The organism is Rhizobium sp. RU36D, assembly GCF_900176345.1.
In the GTDB taxonomy this organism is placed as follows: domain Bacteria; phylum Pseudomonadota; class Alphaproteobacteria; order Rhizobiales; family Rhizobiaceae; genus Allorhizobium.
The window spans coordinates 37,631-59,816 of record NZ_FWXU01000017.1; the positions used below are offsets into that span (position 1 = coordinate 37,631).

Genomic DNA, 22,186 nt, shown 5'->3' on the forward strand with positions numbered 1-22,186 from the left:
TCCTCAAGCGGATCAAACGCGAGGGTCATTCGCCGCGCGGATGATTATTCCCTCCCGGTGCAAGTTGCGCTAAAACCCCGCGCGACAAACCAAAAGGGATTTCCGATGACCGCCTCCGAAAGCGAAACCCAGGCACGGCTGCTGGCCCAGGCGCTGCCCTTCATGCAGCGCTATGAGAACAAGACAATCGTCGTGAAATATGGCGGCCACGCCATGGGCAATGCCGAACTCGGCAAGGCATTTGCTGCGGATATCGCGCTGCTCAAGCAATCCGGCGTCAATCCCATCGTCGTCCATGGCGGCGGCCCGCAGATCGGGGCGATGCTGACGAAGCTCGGTATCGAATCGAAGTTCGAGGGCGGATTGCGCGTCACGGACCGGCAGACGGTCGAGATCGTTGAGATGGTGCTGGCCGGGTCGATCAACAAGGAAATCGTGGCGCTGATCAACCAGACCGGCGAATGGGCCATCGGCCTCTGCGGCAAGGACGGCAACATGGTCTTCGCCGAAAAGGCAAAGAAGACCGTGACCGATCCGGATTCCAATATCGAGCGCGTGCTCGATCTCGGCTTCGTCGGCGAGGTCGTCGAGGTCGACCGTACCCTGCTCGACCTCCTGGCCAAGTCCGAGATGATCCCGGTCATCGCGCCAGTCGCGCCGGGTCGCGACGGCGAGACCTACAACATCAATGCCGACACCTTTGCCGGCGCGATTGCTGGTGCGCTGAACGCGACCCGCCTCCTGTTCCTCACCGATGTTCCCGGTGTTCTGGACAAGAACAAGGAACTCATCAAGGAACTGACCGTGGCCGAGGCCCGGGCCCTGATCAAGGACGGCACGATCTCCGGCGGCATGATCCCCAAGGTCGAGACCTGCATCGACGCGATCAAGGCAGGCGTCCAGGGTGTGGTTATCCTCAACGGCAAGACGTCCCATTCCGTCCTGCTTGAGATCTTCACGGAGCATGGTGCAGGGACACTGATCGTTCCCTGACACCCGTTGGGCTGCCCAGGCCGGTCATTCGATCGGCATGGGCGGCAGCTCAACCTTGTCTGCGATGTGCCGCGGTCGAAGCAACATGACCGCGATCAGCACAAGAATATAGGCTGAGAAGTTGTAGAACAGGCCGGTTGCCAGGCTGTCGATATAGGCGGCGTGCGGGGGCATTCCCGCTGCCATCGACCTCTCCAGGCTCGAGAAGAAGATCTGGCTGACGATGGCTATGCCAAAGGCGCTACCGACCTGCTGGATGGCCTGCAAGGCGCCCGAGCCAGATCCGGCGTCATGGGGCGGCACGCCTGCCAGAACCACCTGGAACATCGGCGCAATCGCAATGCCCATGCCAAGACCGCTCAGCAGCAGGTAAGGCAGCAGTGCGGCGCGATCCGCGACATCCCCGAAGCCCATGACCTGATAGCGCAGTGCGAACATGCCCGTGGCGACCATGACGAGGCCGAGCGCAATTCGGACCCGTGGCGCGATATTGCCGAGGCGACCCGAGATCACGGAGGCGACCAGGATGCCGATGGAAAACGGAATGGTCGTGAAGCCCGATTGCAGCGGCGTAAATCCGAAGCCTTCCTGCAGGAACATCGCGAAGATCAGAAAAAAGCCCGGCAGCGTCGAGAAGAAGGTGGCCGACATCAGCGCGCCGATCACGTAATTGCGGTTCGACATGAGGCTGACCGGCAGCAGTTCCGGCTCTCCGAGCCGCCGCTGGCGCTGCTCCCAGAAGAAGAAGGCGATAGCGGCCGGTAGCGCCATGACCAGCATGGCAATGCACCACCAGGGCCAGCCGAAGCCGCGACCTTCGATCAGCGGGAAGATGACGCAGAAGATGGTGACGGCGGCAATGGCGATGCCGCCGAAGTCATTGCGCAAACCGGGACGCACCGGCAGGACGGGAATAAGGCGACGTCCCACCAGAATGGTCAGGATGCCGATCGGGATATTGATCAGGAAGATCGGGCGCCAGGCCAGGCCCCAGAGATCCATGCCGATCAGCCAGCCGCCGATGATGGGGCCGGAGACGGATGCAAGGCCAGCACTCAAACCGAACAGCGAGAAGGCAGCGGCACGCTCCTTGGGCGGGAACATCATCTGGGCGATCGCCAGCACCTGGGGTGTCATGATGGCGCCACCAGCACCCTGCAGGAAGCGCGCACCGATCAGCATTTCCGTGCTGGTGGACAAGCCGCACAGCAGCGATGCCGTGGTGAAGGCGCCGACACCGACGAGAAAGACCTGCTTCTTGCCGCGCACGTCGCCAAGACGGCCGAACGGCAGCAGGCCAAGGGCAAAGACCAGAACATAGCCGGCGACGATCCATTCGATTTCGCTGGACGAGGCACCGAGATCCCGCTGCAGGCTCGGCAGCGCGACATTGACGATCGTCACGTCGAGCAGGTTCATGAAATTGGCCAGCATCATGATGCCGAGGGCGGACCAGCGTCTCGGGTATGCATCCGCGCCTTCGGCGCCGGGATTAGTTTTCGCCTGCATTGAGCTTCTCTTTTGCGGTCGGTGAAAGGAAAGAACGGAGAATTTCGTCGGAAACGGTGGTCAGATCGGGAGGTTCCGCATCGGGATATTGAGTCAGGCCGATGATCGTTCCCGTGACGATCACGGCGGCCGCCTCCGGGTCGAGGTCGCTTCGGAACTGCCCGCAGGCCTTGCCATCGCGGACGATGCCGGCAACACGAGCCCGCCAGTCCAGTCGCAGGGGAACGAGATAACGCGCGACATTCTCGTCGATGCGCGCCCGCTGGCCAAGTTCCGCCATCACCTGCAGCAGCTGCGGGTTTTTCTGTCGCAACGTCTGGAATTCGCTGATCTCCAGCCGGAGTTCATCGGCGGGCGTCAGGTTTTCCCGGCTCCAGACTCCGCTCTGCGCGGCAAACTCATCGCGCATCGACGCCGTGACAAGCTCGATCAGCGCCTCCTTGGTGGGCACATGATAGTGCAGCGTCGCGATATTGATGCCGACGGCCGAGGCAATGTCTCGGGTGCGCAATCCGTCGAGGCCCTTCTCGACGATCAATTGACGCGCCGCCGCTGCAATCGCCAGGCGTCGATCTGGCCCACTCTCGCGGTGCCGCGGGGGCGCATGTTTGCGGCCTGTTGATGGGGACTGGTTCTCTTGAGTGGTCATAATCAATCACTTGATTGATTTCCGTTTGGAATGCAAGCGGAATTGCAGGCGCAGCCGTGCATTCAATGCAAGGTGGATTTGCGTCAGCTGGCGAACAGGCCGACGGGCCGCATCTGGCCCTCATGCCGCAGAAGCCATTTCTTTCGCCAGAGCCCGCCGCCATATCCGGTCAGTGATCCGTCGGAACCGATGCAGCGGTGGCAGGGAATGATGATGGCTATGGGATTGGCGCCATTGGCCTTGCCGACAGCGCGCACGGTCTCCAGTCCGCCGACCTTCCTGGCGATATCGCCATAGGAACAGGTTTCCGCGAGAGGCACCTGCAGCAACTCCCTCCAGACGCTTTTCTCGAAGTCACTGCCTGCGGGGGAAAGCGGGACGGAAAACGTGGCGGATCGTCCGGAAAAATAGTCCGCCATGTCAGACGTGGCCTGAGCAGTCACCGCATTACCGTCAACGGATACCGGCGCTCCCATACGCAGTTCGAGAGCCGCGATATCCTCCTGTCGGGATAATCTATCGCGGAACTCCAGGACATGCAGGCTTGCGGCATCGGCGATGGCCACCATGTCGCCAAGCGGCGTTTCGATCCATTCGGCATAGAACATGCTGGCCTCCGCAGCGCGTTGATGACCTTCCGTCAAGGTAGCGCCCGCAAAACGCTACCGCAATCCGCCACGGCTCACGTAACCAGCAGCAGCAGGACGCCGAGCACGATCAGAAGACAACCGGCAATCTCGAAGCCGTTGATCTTTTCCTTGAAGACGAAGACGGAGGAGGCAAAGGTGAAGAGCATTTCCACCTGCGCCAGCGCTTTGACCACGGCCACCTGCTGAAGGGTCATGGCGATGAACCACCCGAAGGATGCGGTGGCGCCGACAAAGCCGACCAGCGTTGCAATCCGCCATGCCGCAGCGACCCTTCCAAGCTCCTGCCGGTCGCGCAGAAGCATCCAGGCCAGCATCGAGATCGTTTGAATGAGGATCACGACGACGAGGGTAAAGCCGGCCTGCATGACCGCATCAGGCTGCGGCAGGCTCGGGGCCAGGGCAAGCGACGCCTGCCGATAGGAAATACCGGACACGCCGAAAAACAGCCCGGACATCAGCCCGATCTGGGCGGTGCGGCTGAGAACCGAGGTCAGGAGCGCTTTAGGCGTGATGGCGGTGCGCGCGACCGATATCAACATGACCCCGACGACCGAGATCACGATCGCCATGATGACGGGCAGCGTGATCTTCTCTCCGAACAGGACCAGCGCGATCAGGGCTGCCTGGGCCGGTTCCGTGCGGGAATAGGCTGTGCCAACCGCGAAGTTGCGGAAGGAAAACAGATGCACCAGGAGGAACGTGGCGGCGATCTGGGCAAAGGCTCCGACTGTGGCCCAGAACCAGAAGGGACCGTTCATCACAGGCAGCGGCCGATCCAGGCCATAATGCAGGATGGCGAGATAGGCCACGGCGAAGGGCACGCCATAACCGAAGCGGGCGAAGGTGGCGCCGGTCGTACCCATGCGCCCCTTCAGGTGTTTCTGCAGCGCCGAGCGCATGTTCTGGAGGAAGGCGCTGGCAAAAGTGATGACGGCCCAGACTTCCATGGTGTTTCTCCGGGAAGCGACCAGATGCGAGACGGGTTGAAGCCCTCTCCAGCACGCCGGTCGAGAATAACGGGAATTGCGAGGATTGGCTGTGCGACACAGCCGGGGCGGGCGTCAGCTCAGCCGGCTCAGGGCTTTGCAGGAATAGGATGCGAAAAAGCGGGCCGGCAGGAGCTTGTGGTCCTGCAGGATGAATGCCGCCTTCTGCCAATGCCGATGATCGGTTCGCATGAGCACCGGCATAGCACTTTTCGAGGCGGCGACCAATTCTATTTCCATGCCGCTGCTTCAGCACGTTTGCCAAATGCGATCGGCACCGCAAATACGCATTTTCTTCCGTCGGCGGCTCTGACATAAGGGAGCCATGACAAAGATGACATCGCTTCCGAACGCTGCTGATTTCGCTGATGTGCACGACTGGGTCTTCGACCTGGATAATACGCTCTATCCGCATCACATCGACCTGTTCGCCCAGATCGACCGCAACATGACGGCCTTCGTCGCCGAATTGTTGCAACTGGCGCCTGAGGATGCGAAGCGGCTGCAGAAGCAGTACTACCGCGACCATGGCACGACGCTGGCCGGCCTGATGCTGCATCACGGCATCAATCCGGACAGCTTTCTCGAGCGGGCCCATGCGATCGACTATTCGGCGCTGCTGCCGGATGAGCGGCTAGGCACGGCCATTCGGGCGCTGCCGGGCCGGAAGTTCATCTTCACCAACGGCACGGTGAGCCACGCCCAGGCTGCCGCTCGGGCGCTCGGCATCCTCGATCATTTCGACGACATCTTCGACATCGTAGCGGCGGATTATGTGCCTAAGCCCGCAGGCGAAACCTATGACAAGTTTATGAGCCTGCACCGCGTCGATACGCGCCATGCGGCGATGTTCGAGGACCTGCCGCGCAATCTGGCCGTGCCCAAGGCGCTGGGCATGAAGACCGTTCTTCTGGTGCCGGTGAACCTGGGGACGGCGGTTCTGGAAAGCTTCGAGCGGGCCGATACGGCGGAAAATGGCGCCGACATCGACTACATGACGGATGACCTTACCGGCTTTCTTGAGGCAATACTTCGTTAACTTTTTGAATTGCATCAAATATTACCAAACATTCATCCATCCTTACGGATGTTTAAGTAGGACCGTGGGTCCACCCGGCATAAGCTCCAGTCATCCCAACTCGGATGGAAGGAAGCACACATGAACGGGAAGACAATCACTCTGGCAGCACTGGCAGCCACCCTGATGATCGGCACGTCGGCGACCGCATCATTGGCTCGTGATGGCCAGCGCGAGGGGCAGATGGGCCGCGGTGGCCCGGAACGCATGTTCGTCACCATGCTGCAGCAGATGGACACCAACAGCGACGGCAAGATCTCCAAGGAAGAGGCCGCTGCCGGACGCGACAAGCTGTTCACGACGATCGATGCAGACAGCAACGGCGTCCTGACGCCGGGCGAAATGCGCAAGCATCGCGAGGCCATGATGGAAGCGCGCAAGGCCGAGATGGCCCAGAATGCGCCGCAGGCGGACGACAAGCCGGCACCCGGTGACGACGATCGTCCGGGCTGGCGCCATCATCACGGCGACCGCGCCGATGCCGGCGAAGGCCCTCATGGCAAGGGTCAGCATGGCTGGCGTCACGACGCCCGCAATGACGAGGGCGAACGTCGCCCCGGTCCGCGCGGCGGCATGGGCATGATGCGCGTGGCCGATACCGACGAGAACGGCCAGATCAGCAAGGAAGAGGCCGTGGCCATGGGCGACAAGATGTTCGAGCGCATGGACACGGACAAGGACGGCTCGATCAGCGCCGCCGACTTCCCCAAGCGCGGCGCCTGGATTCGCTAACATCGGCATGGCGGTCCTGACAGCGTCAGGTCCCGCGCTGAAAAGCCAAGTGTTCAAAGAGGTCGCCCCCTGCGGGCGGCCTTTTTTGCATGTTTGGCCCGCTGGCTCGTCTCCCGCGCAAGACGGCTTGTCGAAAGCCCCTTCCTTCCGATAACCATTGGGTCTTCCATCCGCTGTCGGCGACCTGATGCCACAGTGTCCACCTTCAATCGCAAGGGACCCATCATGACCTATGACCTGGCCATACGCGGCGGAACGATCGTGACCGCGACCGACATGTATCGCGCCGATATCGGCATTTCGGGAGAGCGGATCGCCATCATTGCCGAGGAGGTGAGCGGCGCTGCCCGCGAGATCGATGCCACCGGTCTGCTGGTCATGCCCGGCGGCATCGATAGCCATGTTCATGTCTCCCAGCCGCAAGGTCTGGGGATCACGCTGGCCGACGACTTTGCCAGCGCCACGGCATCGGCCGCGGCCGGCGGCAATACCTGCATCATGCCCTTCGCGCTGCAGCAGCGCGGCCATTCGCTGCGCCAATCGGTGGAAGACTACAAGCGCCTCGCGGAGAGCGAGTGCTATATCGACACCTCCTTCCACTTGATTGTCTCCGACCCAACGCCGGCGGTGCTGGGCCAGGAACTGCCGGCGCTGGTGAAGGATGGCTATACCTCCTTCAAGGTCTTCATGACCTATGACGACCTGGTGCTAAACGATCGGCAGCTTCTCGAGGTGTTCGATGTCGCCCGCGCGGAAAAGGCGCTGGTCATGGTGCATTGCGAGGGCTACGACACCATCAAGTTCATGACCGAGCGGCTGGAACGCGCCGGCAAGACCGAACCCTATTATCACGCGGTTTCCAGGCCTGAGGTGATCGAGCGAGAGGCAACGCATCGGGCGATCAGCCATGCGGAACTGATCGACGTGCCGATGATGGTGGTTCATGTCTCCGGCCGCGAGGCGATGGAGCAGGTGCGCTGGGCACAACAGCGTGGGCTGAAGGTCTATGCCGAGACCTGCCCGCAATATATCACGCTCACCGCCGAAGACCTGCAGGGGCTGAACATGGAGGGGGCCAAATATGTCTGCTCCCCGCCGCCGCGCGACACAGAAAGCCAAAAGGCCATCTGGGAAGGCCTGACCCAGGGCGTGTTCCAGACCTTCTCCTCCGACCACTGCCCATTCCGCTACGACGCCACTGACGGCAAGTTGAACCCCAAGGCCCGGACATCGTTTCGCTGGGTGCCGAACGGTATTCCCGGCATCGAGACCCGCCTGCCGATCCTGTTTTCCGAGGGCGTTTCGAAGGGGCGGATCACGGCGCAGAAATTCGTCGAGCTTTCCGCCACCAATCACGCCAAGATGTACGGGCTTTACCCGAAGAAGGGATCGATCGGCGTCGGCTTTGATGCCGACATCGCGCTGTGGGATCCCAACCGGAAGGAAACCATTCGCCAGGAGATCCTGCATCATGGCTCTGACTATACGCCCTGGGAAGGTTTCGAGGTGACCGGATGGCCGGTGGCAACTATCGCCCGCGGCAAGCTGGTGATGCAGGATGGCGACATCATTGGCGACAAGGGTTTTGGCCAGATCCTCTCGCGCAGCGCCAGCCAATACGCGTCCTGAGCGCTGAAGCCGAGGCGGGCGATAAGGCCCACCTCGGCATCTCAAAATTCAGATCATGATCTCGCCGCCAGTGACCGGAACGACTGCCCCCGTCATATAGCTACCGAGGTCTGAAGCCAGCAGCACATAGGCGCCCGCCAGTTCCGCTGGCTGGCCGGCCCGACCCATCAGGGTCTGCTTGCCGAAGGACTGTGTCTTTTCGACCGGCATGGTGGAGGGAATGAGCGGGGTCCAGATCGGGCCCGGCGCCACCGCATTCACGCGGATGCCTTGCTCGGCGACCATTTCCGCCAGGCCCGCGGTGAAGTTGGACACGGCGCCCTTGGTAGAGGCATAGGCCAGGAGATGGGCCGATGGCTGCCGCGACTGGATCGACGTGGTGTTGATGATAGCGCTGCCGGGCTTCATGTGCGGGACGCAGGCCTTGCTCAGGAAGAAAGGCGCATAGATATTGGTGCGGAAGGTGATGTCCCATTCCTCGGCCGTGATGTCCGTGACCGAGGCATAGGTCCGCTGGAATGCGGCGTTGTTGACGAGAATGTCGATGCGGCCGAAGGCCTCCACGGTTTCCCGCACCAGCCGGCTGCAGAACTGTTCGTTCGTGATGTCGCCGGCTGCAAGCTTGGCGCGGCGACCGGCATCCGTCACCCAGCGTGCCGTCTCCTTGGCATCCTCATGCTCGTTCAGGTAGGAGATGACGATGTCAGCTCCTTCTCTGGCGAAAGCGATGGCGACCGCGCGCCCGATGCCGGAATCGGCGCCAGTGATCAGGGCAACCTTGCCATGCAGCCTGTTGTTGCCGACATAGGACTTCTCGCCGTGATCTGGCGCTGGCTCCATCAGTGCCGTATGCCCCGGAGGCGATTGGGTCTGACGGGGTTGCGGCGGAAGGGGACGACGGACGTCGGTCATGATGATCTCCTGTTTCCACCGGCAAACTACGGCGACGGCACTCCTGTTCCCGCCGGTTGCAAATTTCCTAGGAGATCAATCGAGGTGGCACCCTACTATTGGGCCGGGCCGGGTCAGGTCGGGTGCCGATGCTTCAGGCGCATGACCTTGAAGAAGCCGTTCGGAAAGGCCCGCTGGATCTCGACGACGTCGAAATCGCCGCGCTCTGCGGCCCAGCGGGCAAGACGATCGATGCGGAATGCCGAACTCCAGCCGATCTTGTGCACCAGCGGCGCCATGGCCTCCTCGATCGCGCCCTGGAGGCCAACACCATCGCCGAGCTTGCTGGCAACGATGATCTCCCCGCCGGGACGCAGAACCCGGGCGCATTCGCTCAGGGCGCGCTCGGGATCGGGTATCAGCGTGATGACGAAGGGCATGCTAACGGCATCGAACGAGTTGTCGGCAAACTCCAGCGCCTGCGCATCCATGACCTGCAGGCCGAGCACATGATTGAGGTTCAGCCGCGAAACCTTCTCCCGCGCCTTGTCGATCATGTGTTCGGAGATATCGATGCCGGTCACGCGGCAACAATGGGGATAGTAGGGAAGAACCAGGCCCGTGCCCACACCCACTTCCAGGATGTCTTGACCGGCCGCTGCCGCCAGGCTTGCCAGCTTGCGGTGACCGTCCTGAAGAATGCCGCGATAGATCCGGTCATAGACGGGCGCCCAGCGCCGATAGACCTGCCGCTGCCGTTCCAACCCTTCGTTGACGAATGCCAAATGCCTCTCCCGCAAAACGCATGACAATGCGCGATAAAACGTCCAGCCACCGAATATGTTCCGATGCGGATGCACGTTTTCGCGATTGCAAGCGTTTTGCGGCTGGCGATCCTATAAGCCGTAGTGCTTGGCGATGATGCTCCAGGCCTCATCGGCCGTCTCGACGAAGCTCAAGAGGTCCATGTCCTCAGGCGCGATGGTGCCGAAATCGGCCAGTGCCTGGAAATCGATGATGCGATGCCAGAACTCCGCGCCGAACAGGATCAGTGGGATCGGCGCCATGCGCTTGGTCTGGATCAGCGTCAGCGATTCGAACAGCTCGTCCATTGTGCCGAAGCCGCCGGGAAAGATGGTGATGGCCTTGGCGCGCATCAGGAAATGCATCTTGCGGATCGCAAAATAGTGGAAGTTGAAGCTGAGCTCCGGCGTGACGAAGGCATTGGGTGCCTGCTCGTGCGGCAGCACGATGTTGAGGCCGATCGATGGCGCATCGACCTCGGCGGCGCCGCGGTTTCCGGCCTCCATGACACCCGGACCGCCGCCGGTGACGACAACGTATTCACGGTGCTCGTGCAAGGCCGCCTGTTCGGCACACAGCCGGGCGAACTTCCGGGCTTCCTCGTAATAGACCGAGGCGGCCATCAGGTTCTTGCGCTGGACCTCGTTCTTGGCAGCCCAGGCGTCGGCACCGGGTGCGGGAATGCGCGCGCCGCCGAAGATCACGACGGTCGACCGGATGCCGCGCTCCGACAGCATCATCTCCGTTTTCAGGAGTTCGAGCTGCAGGCGCACGGGTCGCAACTCCTCCCGGCACAGGAAGTCGTCGTCGGCATAGGCCAGGCGATAGGAGGGGGATAGCGACTGCGGGGTCTTCGGCACGCCTTCCGCAACCTTGCGGTCGGTCGAGCTGTCCTTCAGAGGATCCCAAGCGGCTGTCTTGCGCTGCCTGCCGTTGGTCTTTGCCATAGTTTCATGCCTTTCTCCGCCGGGGCGGAATTCCTTGTCTTTCGCATTGCCGCGACCGATGACGGTCCGCCGCAGAACGTCGTTGCTAACGGCATCGCTGCCGCCGCCGACTGTTCCAAATCGCGGGGGAATGCGCTAGAGCAGAACGCCGGTTTCCGATTGCGGGTCCGGACCATGTCCCGGATCAAACGATATCCAACGAAGTTTAAGGAATTCTCATGAACGCTAGCGATCTCGCCTCCCTGGAGCATGTCATCGAAGCCGCCTTCGACAATCGCGATACCGTCAACACGACGACGAAGGGCGAAGTCCGCGACGCGGTTGAAACCTCGCTCAAGCTCCTGGACGAGGGTGCGGTGCGGGTGGCACAGCGCGGCGCCGATGGCGCCTGGACCGTGAACCAGTGGCTGAAGAAGGCCGTGCTCCTGTCCTTCCGGCTGAACGATATGGAAGTCGTTGCGGGCGGCCCGGGCGCTTCCACCTGGTGGGACAAGGTGCCCTCCAAGTTTGAAGGCTGGGGCGAGAACCAGTTCCGTGCTGCAGGCTTCCGCGCTGTCCCGAATGCCGTCGTGCGCCGCTCGGCTTACATTTCCAAGGGCGTGGTGCTGATGCCGTCCTTCGTCAATCTCGGTGCCTATGTCGGTGAAAACACCATGGTGGACACCTGGGCAACGGTCGGCTCCTGCGCCCAGATCGGCGCCAATGTGCATCTGTCGGGCGGCGTGGGCATCGGCGGCGTGCTGGAGCCGTTGCAGGCCGGCCCGACGATCATCGAGGACAACTGCTTCATCGGCGCCCGCTCGGAAGTGGTCGAGGGCTGCATCATCCGCGAAGGCTCCGTGCTGGGCATGGGTGTCTATATCGGCAAGTCGACCAAGATCGTCGATCGCGCCACCGGCGAGGTCATGTATGGCGAAGTACCGCCTTACTCCGTCGTCGTTGCCGGCTCTATGCCCTCGGGCAATGCCACGATGAGCAACGGCATGCCGGCCCCGCATCTCTACTGCGCCGTGATCGTCAAGCGCGTCGACGAAAAGACGCGCTCGAAGACCGGCATCAATGAGTTGCTGCGCGACTGAGCTTGCACCGGCGGCTGGTACCAATGTGCCGCTCACGGCAATACGCTTGCCTGACAGAGAACAAGCCTCGGGGTGACAGACCTCGGGGCTTCCGCTAAACCTGGGATGCCATACAAGGGAGCCGAGCCTGCTCCCGATATCCTGCCGCGCCTCATAAAGACTGCTTGCCATGACCAGTTCTGATCCCGTCGCCAATCTGCAAACGCTGATCCGTTGCCCTTCGGTAACCCCTGCTGAAGGCGGCGCACTAACCGCGCTGCAGGCCATGCTGGAGCCGCTCGGCTTTGCGGTTTCGCGTGTCATGGAGACGGACGAAAACACCCCTGACATCGAAAACCTCTATGCGCGGCTTGGCGACGACGGGCCGCATCTGATGTTTGCCGGGCATACGGACGTGGTTCCGGTCGGCGACGAGGCCGCCTGGACCCATCCGCCCTTTTCCGCCGCCATATCCGGCGGAGACCTCTATGGCCGCGGGGCGGTGGACATGAAGGGCGGCATCGCCTGCTTCATAGCCGCAGTCGCCCGCCATATCGAGAAACATGGCAAACCGAAAGGCTCGGTGTCGCTGCTGATCACCGGCGACGAGGAAGGCCCTGCGGTCAACGGCACGGTGAAGCTCCTGAAATGGGCGGCCGACAAGGGCGAGCGCTGGGATGCCTGCCTGGTGGGCGAGCCGACCAATCCGGACCAGCTGGGCGACATGATCAAGATCGGTCGGCGCGGCTCCGTCTCCGGCACGATCACGGTGCATGGCGTGCAGGGCCATGCGGCCTATCCGCATCTTGCCGACAATCCGGTGCGAGCCATCATCCTGATGACGCAGGCCCTGATGCATCCGCCATTCGACCACGGCACCGACAGCTTCCAGCCCTCCAACCTGGAGGTCACGTCGATCGATGTCGGCAATCCCGCGACCAATGTCATTCCCGCCAAAGCCGTGGCGCGGTTTAACATCCGCTTCAACGACACCTGGACAGCCGAGAGCGTGATGGCCGAGATCATGCGCCGACTGGACGAGGCTGCAGCCGATCAGCGGTTGCGCCCTGGCCGCGAGCCGGCCCGCTACGAGATCGCCTGGGCGGAGCGGCCAAGCCATGTGTTCCTGACCCGCAACAATGCGTTGATCTCTTCTCTCTCGGGCGCCGTCGAGGCCGTGACGGGGGCAACACCGAAGCTTTCGACGACGGGCGGCACATCCGATGCCCGCTTCATCAAGGATTATTGCCCTGTCGTGGAGTTCGGACTGGTCGGCAAGACGATGCACATGGTGGATGAGCGCGTTGCCGTGGCAGACCTCGAAACCCTGACCCGTATCTACGAAGCCTTTCTGGAGCGATGGTTCACGCATGCCGACGACTAGAGAGATCCTGATCTACCTCAACGGTTTGTGGCTGCTGTTCCAGCGTAACCCCAAGGGTTTCCAGTACATGGACATGACCGATCGGGGCATGATCCGCTCGTTCTGGGCCATCGTCTGGGCAGCGCCGGCCATCGCGCTCTCATGGATCTGGTGGCGCATGAGCTATATGGACGGCATGACTGGCGCCCTGCCGGCCTCGCTGTTCTTCTTCCGCCTTGCGCTGCTCGAGGCCGCGAACTGGCTCGTGCCGCTGGTTCTGGTGGGCGTGCTGTGCCTGGTCCTCGATATCGCTGACAAGTTTCCGGCCATCGTGGTTGCCACAAACTGGCTGGCCCTGCCTGTCTCCTATGCCTATGGCGTGCTGATCATTTTGATGATGATCGCGCCTGGACTGCCGGCGCTCATTGCATTGGCCTGGTTCGGGCTGATGGTGGTGCTGGTGGCAGCGCTGTTCCGCATTCTCTGGACCATCTGCGGCGACCATCTGCTGATGGTCTCGACCTTGACGATGGTGCTGCTGGTGCCGACGATGATCCTGTCCGAGACGCTGGAGCGCTATCTCGACGTCTTCCCGCGCTGACAACGATCAGGCCGGATCCCCGGGATAATCCACCTTCATGAAGAACAGGCCTGTCGGTGGCGCAACCGGCCCGCAGGCCGCGCGGTCGCGTGCTTCAAGCGCCGCCCGCACATCCGCAACCGTCATGCGTCCCTCACCCGCAAGCTTCAACGTACCGGCAAAGGACCGGATCTGATTGTGCAGAAAGCTCTGCGCTGTCGCCCGGATCTCGATCAGGTCGCCATTGCGGGTCACGTCAAGCCGATCGAGCGTCCTGACCGGGCTCTTCGCCTGGCAATGGACAGAGCGGAACGTGGTGAAATCGTGATGCCCGACCAGTTGCTGCGCAGCCGCGTGCATAAGCTCATGATCCAGGGGCTTCGACACCCACCAGGCCCGTTCCGCCTCCAGCGCCAGCCGCGACGGGCGGGAAATGATGCGGTAGAGATAGTGGCGTCTTAGCGCCGAGAACCGGGCATCAAAATCCTCTGGGACCTCCAAGACATTCAGCACCGCGACGTGTTCCTGCGCCAGAGCGAGATGGGCATTCACCGCATTGCGCAGCTTGTAGGGCACCCATGCGCGCGACAGGTCGACATGGATCACTTGGCCCATGGCGTGCACGCCGGAATCGGTGCGGCCAGCGCCGCGGATGGATACGGTTTCGCCCGTCAGCGTGAGGATTGCCTGTTCCAGGGCGCCCTGCACCGAGGACCCGTTCTCCTGTCTCTGCCAGCCGACATAGGGTGTGCCGTCATATTCGACGGTCATGCGAAAGCGTGGCATCAGCTGATAATTGCCCCCGGCGCCACTGGCGTCCCGCGCAGGAAGTCGGCTGCTTCGAGCGGCTTGCCGCCGGCCTTCTGCAAGCGGGTCAGACGCACCGCCCCCTCCCCGCAGGCAATTGCCAGGGCGTCATCCAGGACTTGGCCCCTCTCGCCGGATCCGCCGCAGAGCTGGCTCGAGAGGACCTTGATGCGCTCCGGCTTGCCGCCAATCTCCAGTTCGAACCAGGCGCCGGGAAAGGGTGCTAGACCACGGATATGGTTGTGCACCTCCGTCGCCGGCTTGGCGAAGTCTATCCGGGTTTCTGCCTTGTCGATCTTGGCGGCGTATAGCACGCCCGCTTCGGATTGTGGGGTGAGCGGCAGATTTCCCGCCTCCAGCCGCGCCATGGCCTCCACCATGGCCGCAGCACCTTCAAGCATCAGGCGATCATGCAGCTCTCCGGCCGTCATGTCTGGCGCGATGGCAACCCGGCGGGTCAGCGCGACGGGGCCGGTATCCAGCCCCTTTTCCATCTTCATCACCATCATGCCGGTCTCGGTATCGCCGGCCATGATCGCCCGCTGAATCGGGGCCGCGCCGCGCCACCGGGGCAAAAGCGACGCATGACCGTTATAGGCACCGAGCCTCGTTGCATCGAGCACGGCCTGCGGCAGCAGCAGACCATAGGCGACGACCACGGCGACATCGGCGCCGAAGGCTCGAAACCGGTCGCGGTCTTCTTCGGCCTTGAAGTTGAGCGGCGTCAGGACATCGATGCCAAGCGCTTCTGCGGCCTGGTGCACCGGTGATTTCTGCAGGTCGAGACCGCGACGTCCGCCCGGCCGCGGGGGCTGGGTGTAAACCGCGACGATCTCATGGCCGGCGCCGGCAAGGGCGCGCAAGGTGGGCACGGAGAAATCCGGCGTACCCATGAAAATGATGCGAAGTGCCATGATCGTGCTCGCGATATCGTCAGCAAGGATGCCGCTCGTCCGCGGCACAGACCGTCAAAGGGCGGCCTTGGACTTGGCCGCCTTGGTGAACTTCTTGATCACCATCTCGCGCTTCAGCCGGGAGATATGGTCAATGAACAAGACGCCGTTGAGATGGTCGATTTCGTGCTGCAGGCAGGTTGCCAGCAGCCCATCCGCCTCCGTCAGTTGCTCGTGCCCGTCCCGATCGATCGACTTCACCGTAACCGCTGCCGGACGCTCGACCTCCGCATAATAGTCAGGGATCGACAGGCACCCTTCCTCATACACGGATCGGTCGTCCGACGACTTGATGATTTCCGGATTGATGAAGACCAGCGGTTTCTTGTCTTCGCCTTCCTTCGACACGTCGATCACCAGAAGGCGACGCGGAACGCCAACCTGGATGGCGGCAAGACCGATACCGGGCGCATCATACATGGTTTCGAGCATGTCATCGATGAGCTTCGACGTATCGGAATCGACACGCTCAATCGGCTTGGAAACCTGACGCAGCAGGGGGTCGGGAAGTATGATAAGAGGCTTGATGGTCATGATGTCCCATAACCCATCTCGCATTCCGATGGAATCGAAAAAAGACGGGCTGGGACACCATGTCCTTCAGGGTTTACGCGGCGTTTCTGATCGACCGCCGCTGGCTTTCACGCGCTTCCTCGCGCGTCTTCAACTGCCCGAGAAGGGACACCAGGCCGGCGACTTCCTGCCGCAGGCGGCGCGTCTCAGCAGACGTCTGCTCGACCATAGTCGAGTTCTGCTGGGTCAGTGTGTCCATGTTGCGCGTCGCCACGTTGACTTCCTTCAGGCCGGTGGCCTGGTCCTTTGCGGCCGTCGCGATGTCAAGGACGAAGGTGTTGATGGCATCGATGCGCTCGATCATGTCGGCCAGTGCCGAACCTGTGTTGCTGACGAGCTCGACGCCCTCGCCGACCTGGTTCGAACTCTGGGTGATCAGGCCCTTGATCTCCTTGGCGGCCTCGGCGCTGCGCTGGGCGAGATTGCGCACTTCCTGGGCCACGACCGCAAATCCCTTGCCGGCATCCCCTGCCCGCGCCGCCTCGACGCCGGCGTTCAGAGCCAGAAGGTTGGTCTGGAACGCAATTTCATCGATCACACCGATGATCTTGGAAATCTCCGTTGCGGACTTTTCGATCTCGGCCATCGCTGCCACGGCCTTGGTGACCACGGCGCCCGAGGTTCTGGCGCGCTGCTGGGTATCCTGCACCGCTTCGGAGGCCCGCTCGGCATTTGTCGCGGTTTGCCCGACGCTGACCGAAAGCTGCTGCAGGGCTGTCGAGCTTTCCTGGACTCCGGCCGCCTGCTTGGTGGTCCGCAGCGCCAGTTCGTCGGAAGCCTTGGCGATGGTCTCCGTGCCGTCGAGAATCTCTTCCGAGGTCCGACGGATCGAGGCGAAGGAATGGTTCAGCCGATTGACCGTTTCGTTGTAATCGAGCGCCATGCGCTTGAAATTCTCAGGCAGGTCTTCCGACATCTTGTATTCGAAGTCGCCGCTGGCCAGGGCCTGCAGGCCGCGCCGCAGGTGATCCATGGCGACCTTCTGATCGGCCTCGGCGCGTTCGCGCTGCTGCTCAAGTTCGATTCGCTTTTCCTCCAGCGCGTCGAGATAGACGGAGATCGAATAATCCATGTCGAGCATGGCCGCCTTGATCAGGGCGCTGAGCTTGTCGGACAGCGCCGCGGCATGATGGCGGCCAAAGGGGAATGGCCAGTGCTGTTTCAGGATGCCCGAAACAAGTTCGCCCAGCAGGATGGAATAGCCGCCGATATACCAGCGCGGTTCAAGCCCGATACGGGCGTGCGCCTTTCCGATCGCCGTCACGCCAGCGACGTATTTGCTGTCAAACGTGCCGTTGGAAAGCTTGTCCCAGTGCCCCTCCTGCGCCTTCTTGGCGCCGGACATATGGGTCTTGTCGCGGAAAAATGGACCGAGCTTCGAATGAGCCGCGACCTTGGCGTAGAACTTGTCGAGAGCGCCGCCCATCAGCGGCCCAATGGTCGGCTTCAGGGACTGAAGCGTCCGGGACGTCGCTGCATCGAGTTCTACGAAGTCAAGGCGCTCTTTCAGCGCCTGGTCGGACTTTTCATTCATTTTCGAAATCTCTTTATAACTCAATTACATCGACCAAGGATCGCGGAAAACACCGCGCTCATCGGCTGCCGATTTTAGAATCCGGGAATTTGATGAATGTCCAGTAAACGGAGGTCGCGAAATCGCCTGTTGCCCCAGGGATCATGGGCGACCCTGGGGCATCTGCTCCGATATACGCTTATCTGATATCAATTTAGCTTGCGGCCTTCATCGGTGCCGCGGGATGCTCGACACCCCGGCGATGGGGTGCTGCCGCTGAATCGGCGCGCTTTCCGCGGGTCTTGAAGCCACGGAGTGCGCGGCAGAGGCGCTCCACCTCCTCGCGCAGGTGGCTGGTCTGCGTGCTGGTCTGGCTGACCATGGCCGCATTCTGCTGGGTATTGGTGTCCATGGCGGCAATGGCGGCGTTAACCTCGCGCAAACCGCTCGACTGGTCGGCGGCGGCCGTTGCAATGCCGGCCACGATGTCGTTAATTTCGCCGATGCGGACGATGATGTTCTGCAGGACCTCGCCGGTCGTGTTCACCAGCCCGACACCGCTTTGAACCTGTGTCGTGCTCTGGGAGATCAGCCCCTTGATCTCCTTGGCGGCATCGGCGCTGCGCTGGGCCAGCGATCGGACTTCCTGCGCCACGACGGCAAAGCCCTTGCCTGCGTCCCCGGCCCGGGCCGCTTCAACGCCGGCATTGAGCGCCAGAAGGTTCGTCTGGAACGCGATCTCGTCGATCACGCCGATGATCTTGGCAATTTCTTCGGAGGATTTCTCGATGGCGCCCATGGCGGTTACCGCCTTGGTCACTACTGAACCCGAGGTCTTGGCCTCGGCCAGCACGGTTTCCACCACGGCCGCCGCCTGCTGGGCACCATCTGCGGTCAGGGCGACGTTCTGGGTGAGTTCCTGCAGTGCTGCGGTGCTCTCCTCCAGACCTGCCGCCTGCTGCTCGGTTCTTTGTGCAAGATGCCCGGCGGCATCCGAAATGCCTGTCGTGGAGCGGAGAATTTCTTCCGCGGCACCGCGCACGGTACCGATCGTGCCACGCAGCTTTTCAACGGAACCGTTGTAGCTCTCGCCCATCCCTTCGAACCCTTCCGGCATGACTTCCGGAAGCTTTGTCTCGAAATCGCCCACGGCCAACTTGGGCAGCACCTCGTCCAGGGCTGCCAACGCCTCGAGGCGGGCCTGCTCCATATGTTCGTTCTGCTGCTCCGCTGCCACGCTCTGCAGCTTCACCTCTTCAAAGCGCTGCGCCACCAGCATGTTCAGGTCGAGCATGGCAGCGCGGATCAAGACGCCGACTTCCGTGGCCAGCACTGGCGCATTCTTGCGGCCGAAGCGGGACGGCCAGCGCTCGCAGATCAGCGATGTCACGAGCTTCTCGAGGAACAGGCCATAGCCATCGATCGGGTAGTCGGTTTGGAAATCTGCCTCGGACTGGGCCATCTTCAGTTTCTTCGCACTTTCAATATAGGCATCGTCGAAACGGCCGGTCATGACCATGGAACCATGATCCTGATGGCGTTTCATAACCGAACTCCGCTTGGCGTCGCTGAGTGCTGGCTCCTTACCCGGCGTCGCCGACTGGCGCCCGTAGAGCACCTTGACCGCAGCATCCAGATTGCGTGAGACGGTCGGCCCGATATCGCGCAAGACACCGCGCGATGTATCGTCCAGCTTCATTCTCTCGATGTTCTTTGCCAATAAAGTTTTGCCATCGGCCGTCATCGCATTCCCCATATGTCTCGCAGCCCCGAGGGCTGCCGACCATAAAGCCCGCCCATTTTTGGTATGAGACAACGGAAGGTTTTAAATTTTCCTTCCGGAAACTATGATTTTTAGCAGGTTATTTCTGTAGTTTCTAAAATAAGAACCTTCGGAAGCCCCGCAAAACAAGGCTTTTGCGGACAAGTCCAAAAATGGGCCATTTCAATTTTTGATTGTGGCTAGAATAGTCATTCAGGAAAATAAAACCACTTGTTTTTCAAGTGTGAGTGCAAAACCGCAGTTTCGCGCAATCCACCCTTCCTAGTTTAAATACAGCCTTGTTTATCAATGACCGTTCCCCCTTTGATCTGGCATCGTTGAAAGAATCTGATAGGTAATTTGGCTATGGAAAAAACAGCTGCGCCATCCGCATTTCCCGAGATATTCATCGGCGACCAGGCAATTTCACCGCTTTTCATTGTGGTGACGGCGGCTGCACTCGTGTTGCTGGTGCTTTTGACGGCGCTGATTCTCACCCTGCGCGGCCGGCGCCTGCGGGAAGAGGTCGCGATCGAGGCACAAAGGCGGGAGGCGGAAGCCGCGGCGCGCATGGCAGATCTCCTGCGCTCGCAGGCGGAGATGCAGGGGCGGCTGGCGGCGATTTCCGAAGTGTTCGGCAACCGCCAGGCCGAATTCAACCAGGCGATCAGCCAGCGGCTTGATGGCATGACCCATCGCCTCGGCACGTCGATCAATGAACAGACCAAGTCCACCCATGAAAACCTGCTGAAGCTGCAGGAGCGTCTGGCCGTCATCGACGCGGCACAGAACAACATCCAGTCCTTGGCCAAGGATGTGGTGAGCCTGCAGGCGATTCTGTCCAACAAGCAGACCCGCGGCGCCTTCGGCCAGTCGCGCATGGAAGCCATCATCAGCGACGGGCTGCCGATGGGCGCCTTCGAGTTCCAGCCGACATTGTCCAATAGCTCGCGACCTGACTGCACCGTGCGCATGCCGAACGACGCACCGCCGCTTGTCATCGATGCCAAGTTTCCGCTGGAGGCCTGGAACAGCTTTCGCGACAGCGACTATGCCGAGGATCGCAAGACAGCGGCCCAGCAGTTCCGTCGCGATATGGACGTGCATATTCGTGATATCTCCGAGAAATACCTGATCCCCGGCGAAACCCAGGACATGGCCTTCCTGTTCGTGCCGTCGGAATCCATCTTTGCCGAGATCCACGAGCATTTCGAAACCGTCGTGCAGCGGGCGCAGCGGGCAAAGATCGTCATCGTCTCGCCATCCCTACTGATGCTGTCGCTTCAGGTGATCCAGGCGGTTCTCAAGGACCAGCGGATGCGCGAGCAGGCGCATCTGATCCAGGGCGAAGTGCTGCATCTGATGGAAGATCTCGGCCGCCTTGATGACCGGACCCGCAAGCTTCAGGCCCATTTCCTTGCGGCACAGCGCGATGTCGAGATGATCATGACATCGGCCGACAAGATCACGAAACGCGGCGCCAAGATCGAGGCTCTGGAGTTCGAGGCGATTTCCCCGCCTTCATCGCCCACGCCTGCACCCGTTCCCGTGCCCGATCGCGCCGCCGAGAGCCGAACCGGCTTGCTGAAGCTCAGGGTGGTTGACGAGGACTGAGGCTTGCGGCCAAAGTCATCAGAATATTCTCAAGGACATGACAGCAGATGATTACAGTCTTCGGTTCGATCAACATGGACCTGATTGCCAGCGTGGAGCGCCTGCCTTTGCCCGGCGAAACCGTGGCAGGCCACGCCTTCACCACGGCGGCCGGCGGCAAGGGCGCGAACCAGGCGCTGGCTGCCCGGCGGGCCGGTGCCGGCGTGCGGATGATCGGCGCCGTGGGCAATGACGGCTTTGCCGAACCGGCGCTTGCGCTGCTGAAGGAAGCAGGCGCTGATCTCGGCGCGGTGGCACGCAGCAGCCTGCCAACGGGAACCGCCCATATTCTGGTCGATGACAAGGGCGAGAATGTCATCGCCGTCGTCGCCAGCGCCAATGGAACGCTCACCCCGGCGGATGCCGATGCAGCCATCGCCTCGATGGCGTCTGGCGACATTCTGATGCTGCAGTTGGAAGTTCCTGCCGCATCCGTGGAACGCGCGCTTGGCCAGGCACGCGTGCGCGGTGTCACGACGGTCATAAATATCGCCCCGCTGACGGCGGATGCTGCCCGCCTGGGCCGAATGGCCGATATCGTCATCGCCAACGAGACGGAATTCGAGCGGCTGGCGGGCAAGGATGACATGACGGCGGAGGACAGGCTGTCAGCGCTCAAGAGCCTGCATGCGGAGACGCGGCAGACCTTGATCGTGACGCTTGGCGCCGATGGCGTGATCGCCATCCATGAAGGTCAAATCCACACCGCCAAGGGGCTCAAGATCGAGCCGGTCGACACGGTCGGAGCCGGCGATACCTTCTGCGGCTATTTTGCAGCCGGGCTCGATCAGAAGCTGGACTTTCAATCGGCGCTGGAGCGGGCGGCCGTCGCCGGCTCGCTCGCCTGCCTGAAGCACGGGGCGCAGCCGTCGATCCCCTTGGCTGAGGACGTCAACCGCCGGATGGTTTGAGTGCAGTGCAACAGAATGCCGCTGTCTTTTAGACGGCGTTAAACATCTTCAAGGTAGCCTTCGGCGTCGGCGATGCTTGCCACAAAGACAGCCTATGACCGGGCGAAACCGATCCATTGCGTGACCGCCGGAGCCCGGCGGCGTC

Annotated in this window: 22 protein-coding genes; 9 read left to right on the forward strand and 13 right to left on the reverse strand. The window is 61.7% G+C overall.

Translation table 11 applies throughout. The annotated features are described in order from the left end of the window. Window positions 1–105 precede the first annotated feature (105 nt). Entirely contained in the window at window positions 106–993 is an 888-nt protein-coding gene (argB, locus tag B9A97_RS19065; RefSeq protein ID WP_084367135.1) for an acetylglutamate kinase, read from the forward strand. A gap of 24 nt (window positions 994–1,017) precedes the next feature. On the opposite strand, the gene B9A97_RS19070 is transcribed toward argB, so the two are convergent. From B9A97_RS19070 to B9A97_RS29825, 5 genes are all read right to left on the reverse strand, one after another. Next, window positions 1,018–2,502 carry an MFS transporter gene (locus B9A97_RS19070; protein WP_084367137.1) on the reverse strand — a complete coding sequence of 495 codons (1,485 nt, stop codon included), beginning with the start codon at window positions 2,500–2,502 and terminating at the stop codon, window positions 1,018–1,020. After that, window positions 2,486–3,151, reverse strand: a complete 666-nt coding sequence (locus B9A97_RS19075; protein ID WP_084367139.1) for a TetR/AcrR family transcriptional regulator — start codon at window positions 3,149–3,151, stop codon at window positions 2,486–2,488. The genes B9A97_RS19070 and B9A97_RS19075 overlap by 17 nt, the downstream gene beginning before the upstream one ends. Window positions 3,152–3,234: 83 nt before the next feature. Then, on the reverse strand, window positions 3,235–3,759 hold the full coding sequence (locus B9A97_RS30355) for a methylated-DNA--[protein]-cysteine S-methyltransferase (RefSeq protein WP_084367141.1): 525 nt from the start codon (window positions 3,757–3,759) through the stop codon (window positions 3,235–3,237). 74 nt (window positions 3,760–3,833) lie between these two features. Next, the gene (locus B9A97_RS19085) at window positions 3,834–4,748 is read right to left on the reverse strand and encodes an EamA family transporter (RefSeq protein WP_084367144.1); all 915 of its coding nucleotides are present in this window, start codon (window positions 4,746–4,748) and stop codon (window positions 3,834–3,836) included. Window positions 4,749–4,862: 114 nt separating this feature from the next. After that, window positions 4,863–5,027: a hypothetical protein gene (locus B9A97_RS29825; RefSeq protein WP_179145338.1), complete on the reverse strand. Its 165-nt coding sequence runs from the start codon at window positions 5,025–5,027 to the stop codon at window positions 4,863–4,865. Window positions 5,028–5,112: 85 nt separating this feature from the next. Between B9A97_RS29825 and B9A97_RS19090 the strand changes: the two genes are divergently transcribed. The 3 genes from B9A97_RS19090 to hydA all read left to right on the forward strand — a co-directional run bounded on the left by B9A97_RS19090 (window position 5,113) and on the right by hydA (window position 8,226). Then, complete coding sequence (locus B9A97_RS19090; protein ID WP_084367147.1) at window positions 5,113–5,826, forward strand: pyrimidine 5'-nucleotidase; 714 nt, start codon at window positions 5,113–5,115, stop codon at window positions 5,824–5,826. A 120-nt stretch (window positions 5,827–5,946) separates the two neighbouring features. Further along, window positions 5,947–6,597 carry an EF-hand domain-containing protein gene (locus B9A97_RS19095; protein WP_084367150.1) on the forward strand — a complete coding sequence of 217 codons (651 nt, stop codon included), beginning with the start codon at window positions 5,947–5,949 and terminating at the stop codon, window positions 6,595–6,597. 222 nt (window positions 6,598–6,819) lie between these two features. After that, on the forward strand, window positions 6,820–8,226 hold the full coding sequence (gene hydA, locus B9A97_RS19100; protein WP_179145342.1) for a dihydropyrimidinase: 1,407 nt from the start codon (window positions 6,820–6,822) through the stop codon (window positions 8,224–8,226). 48 nt (window positions 8,227–8,274) lie between these two features. On the opposite strand, the gene B9A97_RS19105 is transcribed toward hydA, so the two are convergent. From B9A97_RS19105 to B9A97_RS19115, 3 genes are all read right to left on the reverse strand, one after another. Then, window positions 8,275–9,138, reverse strand: a complete 864-nt coding sequence (locus tag B9A97_RS19105) for an SDR family oxidoreductase (protein ID WP_179145339.1) — start codon at window positions 9,136–9,138, stop codon at window positions 8,275–8,277. A gap of 113 nt (window positions 9,139–9,251) precedes the next feature. Further along, window positions 9,252–9,902: a class I SAM-dependent methyltransferase gene (locus tag B9A97_RS19110; RefSeq protein WP_084367153.1), complete on the reverse strand. Its 651-nt coding sequence runs from the start codon at window positions 9,900–9,902 to the stop codon at window positions 9,252–9,254. A gap of 111 nt (window positions 9,903–10,013) precedes the next feature. Next, window positions 10,014–10,868 carry an LOG family protein gene (locus tag B9A97_RS19115; RefSeq protein WP_084367156.1) on the reverse strand — a complete coding sequence of 285 codons (855 nt, stop codon included), beginning with the start codon at window positions 10,866–10,868 and terminating at the stop codon, window positions 10,014–10,016. 218 nt (window positions 10,869–11,086) lie between these two features. Between B9A97_RS19115 and dapD the strand changes: the two genes are divergently transcribed. The 3 genes from dapD (at window position 11,087) to B9A97_RS19130 (ending at window position 13,890) form a co-directional block, all read left to right on the forward strand. Then, window positions 11,087–11,947 carry a 2,3,4,5-tetrahydropyridine-2,6-dicarboxylate N-succinyltransferase gene (gene dapD / locus B9A97_RS19120; protein WP_084367159.1) on the forward strand — a complete coding sequence of 287 codons (861 nt, stop codon included), beginning with the start codon at window positions 11,087–11,089 and terminating at the stop codon, window positions 11,945–11,947. Between the two features lie 169 nt (window positions 11,948–12,116). After that, a complete protein-coding gene (dapE, locus tag B9A97_RS19125) occupies window positions 12,117–13,310 on the forward strand; it encodes a succinyl-diaminopimelate desuccinylase (RefSeq protein ID WP_084367162.1) in 1,194 nt (397 codons plus the stop codon). Further along, window positions 13,297–13,890 (forward strand): hypothetical protein, encoded by a 594-nt coding sequence (locus B9A97_RS19130; protein ID WP_084367165.1) that lies wholly within the window; start codon window positions 13,297–13,299, stop codon window positions 13,888–13,890. Before dapE ends, B9A97_RS19130 begins: the two co-directional genes overlap by 14 nt. Window positions 13,891–13,896: 6 nt before the next feature. On the opposite strand, the gene truA is transcribed toward B9A97_RS19130, so the two are convergent. From truA to B9A97_RS19155, 5 genes are all read right to left on the reverse strand, one after another. After that, entirely contained in the window at window positions 13,897–14,655 is a 759-nt protein-coding gene (gene truA / locus B9A97_RS19135; protein ID WP_084367168.1) for a tRNA pseudouridine(38-40) synthase TruA, read from the reverse strand. Beyond that, window positions 14,655–15,590: a methionyl-tRNA formyltransferase gene (fmt, locus tag B9A97_RS19140; protein ID WP_084367369.1), complete on the reverse strand. Its 936-nt coding sequence runs from the start codon at window positions 15,588–15,590 to the stop codon at window positions 14,655–14,657. Before fmt ends, truA begins: the two co-directional genes overlap by 1 nt. Before the next feature lie 54 nt (window positions 15,591–15,644). After that, the gene (gene def / locus B9A97_RS19145) at window positions 15,645–16,163 is read right to left on the reverse strand and encodes a peptide deformylase (RefSeq protein ID WP_084367171.1); all 519 of its coding nucleotides are present in this window, start codon (window positions 16,161–16,163) and stop codon (window positions 15,645–15,647) included. A 73-nt stretch (window positions 16,164–16,236) separates the two neighbouring features. Beyond that, window positions 16,237–17,736, reverse strand: a complete 1,500-nt coding sequence (locus B9A97_RS19150; protein ID WP_084367174.1) for a globin-coupled sensor protein — start codon at window positions 17,734–17,736, stop codon at window positions 16,237–16,239. Between the two features lie 193 nt (window positions 17,737–17,929). Then, window positions 17,930–19,471 carry a methyl-accepting chemotaxis protein gene (locus B9A97_RS19155; RefSeq protein ID WP_348532407.1) on the reverse strand — a complete coding sequence of 514 codons (1,542 nt, stop codon included), beginning with the start codon at window positions 19,469–19,471 and terminating at the stop codon, window positions 17,930–17,932. A 372-nt stretch (window positions 19,472–19,843) separates the two neighbouring features. Here B9A97_RS19155 and rmuC point away from each other — a divergent pair, with 372 nt between their 5' ends. Next, window positions 19,844–21,091, forward strand: a complete 1,248-nt coding sequence (rmuC, locus tag B9A97_RS19160) for a DNA recombination protein RmuC (RefSeq protein ID WP_084367177.1) — start codon at window positions 19,844–19,846, stop codon at window positions 21,089–21,091. Between the two features lie 47 nt (window positions 21,092–21,138). Then, entirely contained in the window at window positions 21,139–22,041 is a 903-nt protein-coding gene (locus tag B9A97_RS19165) for a ribokinase (protein ID WP_084367180.1), read from the forward strand. Window positions 22,042–22,186: the final 145 nt, after the last annotated feature.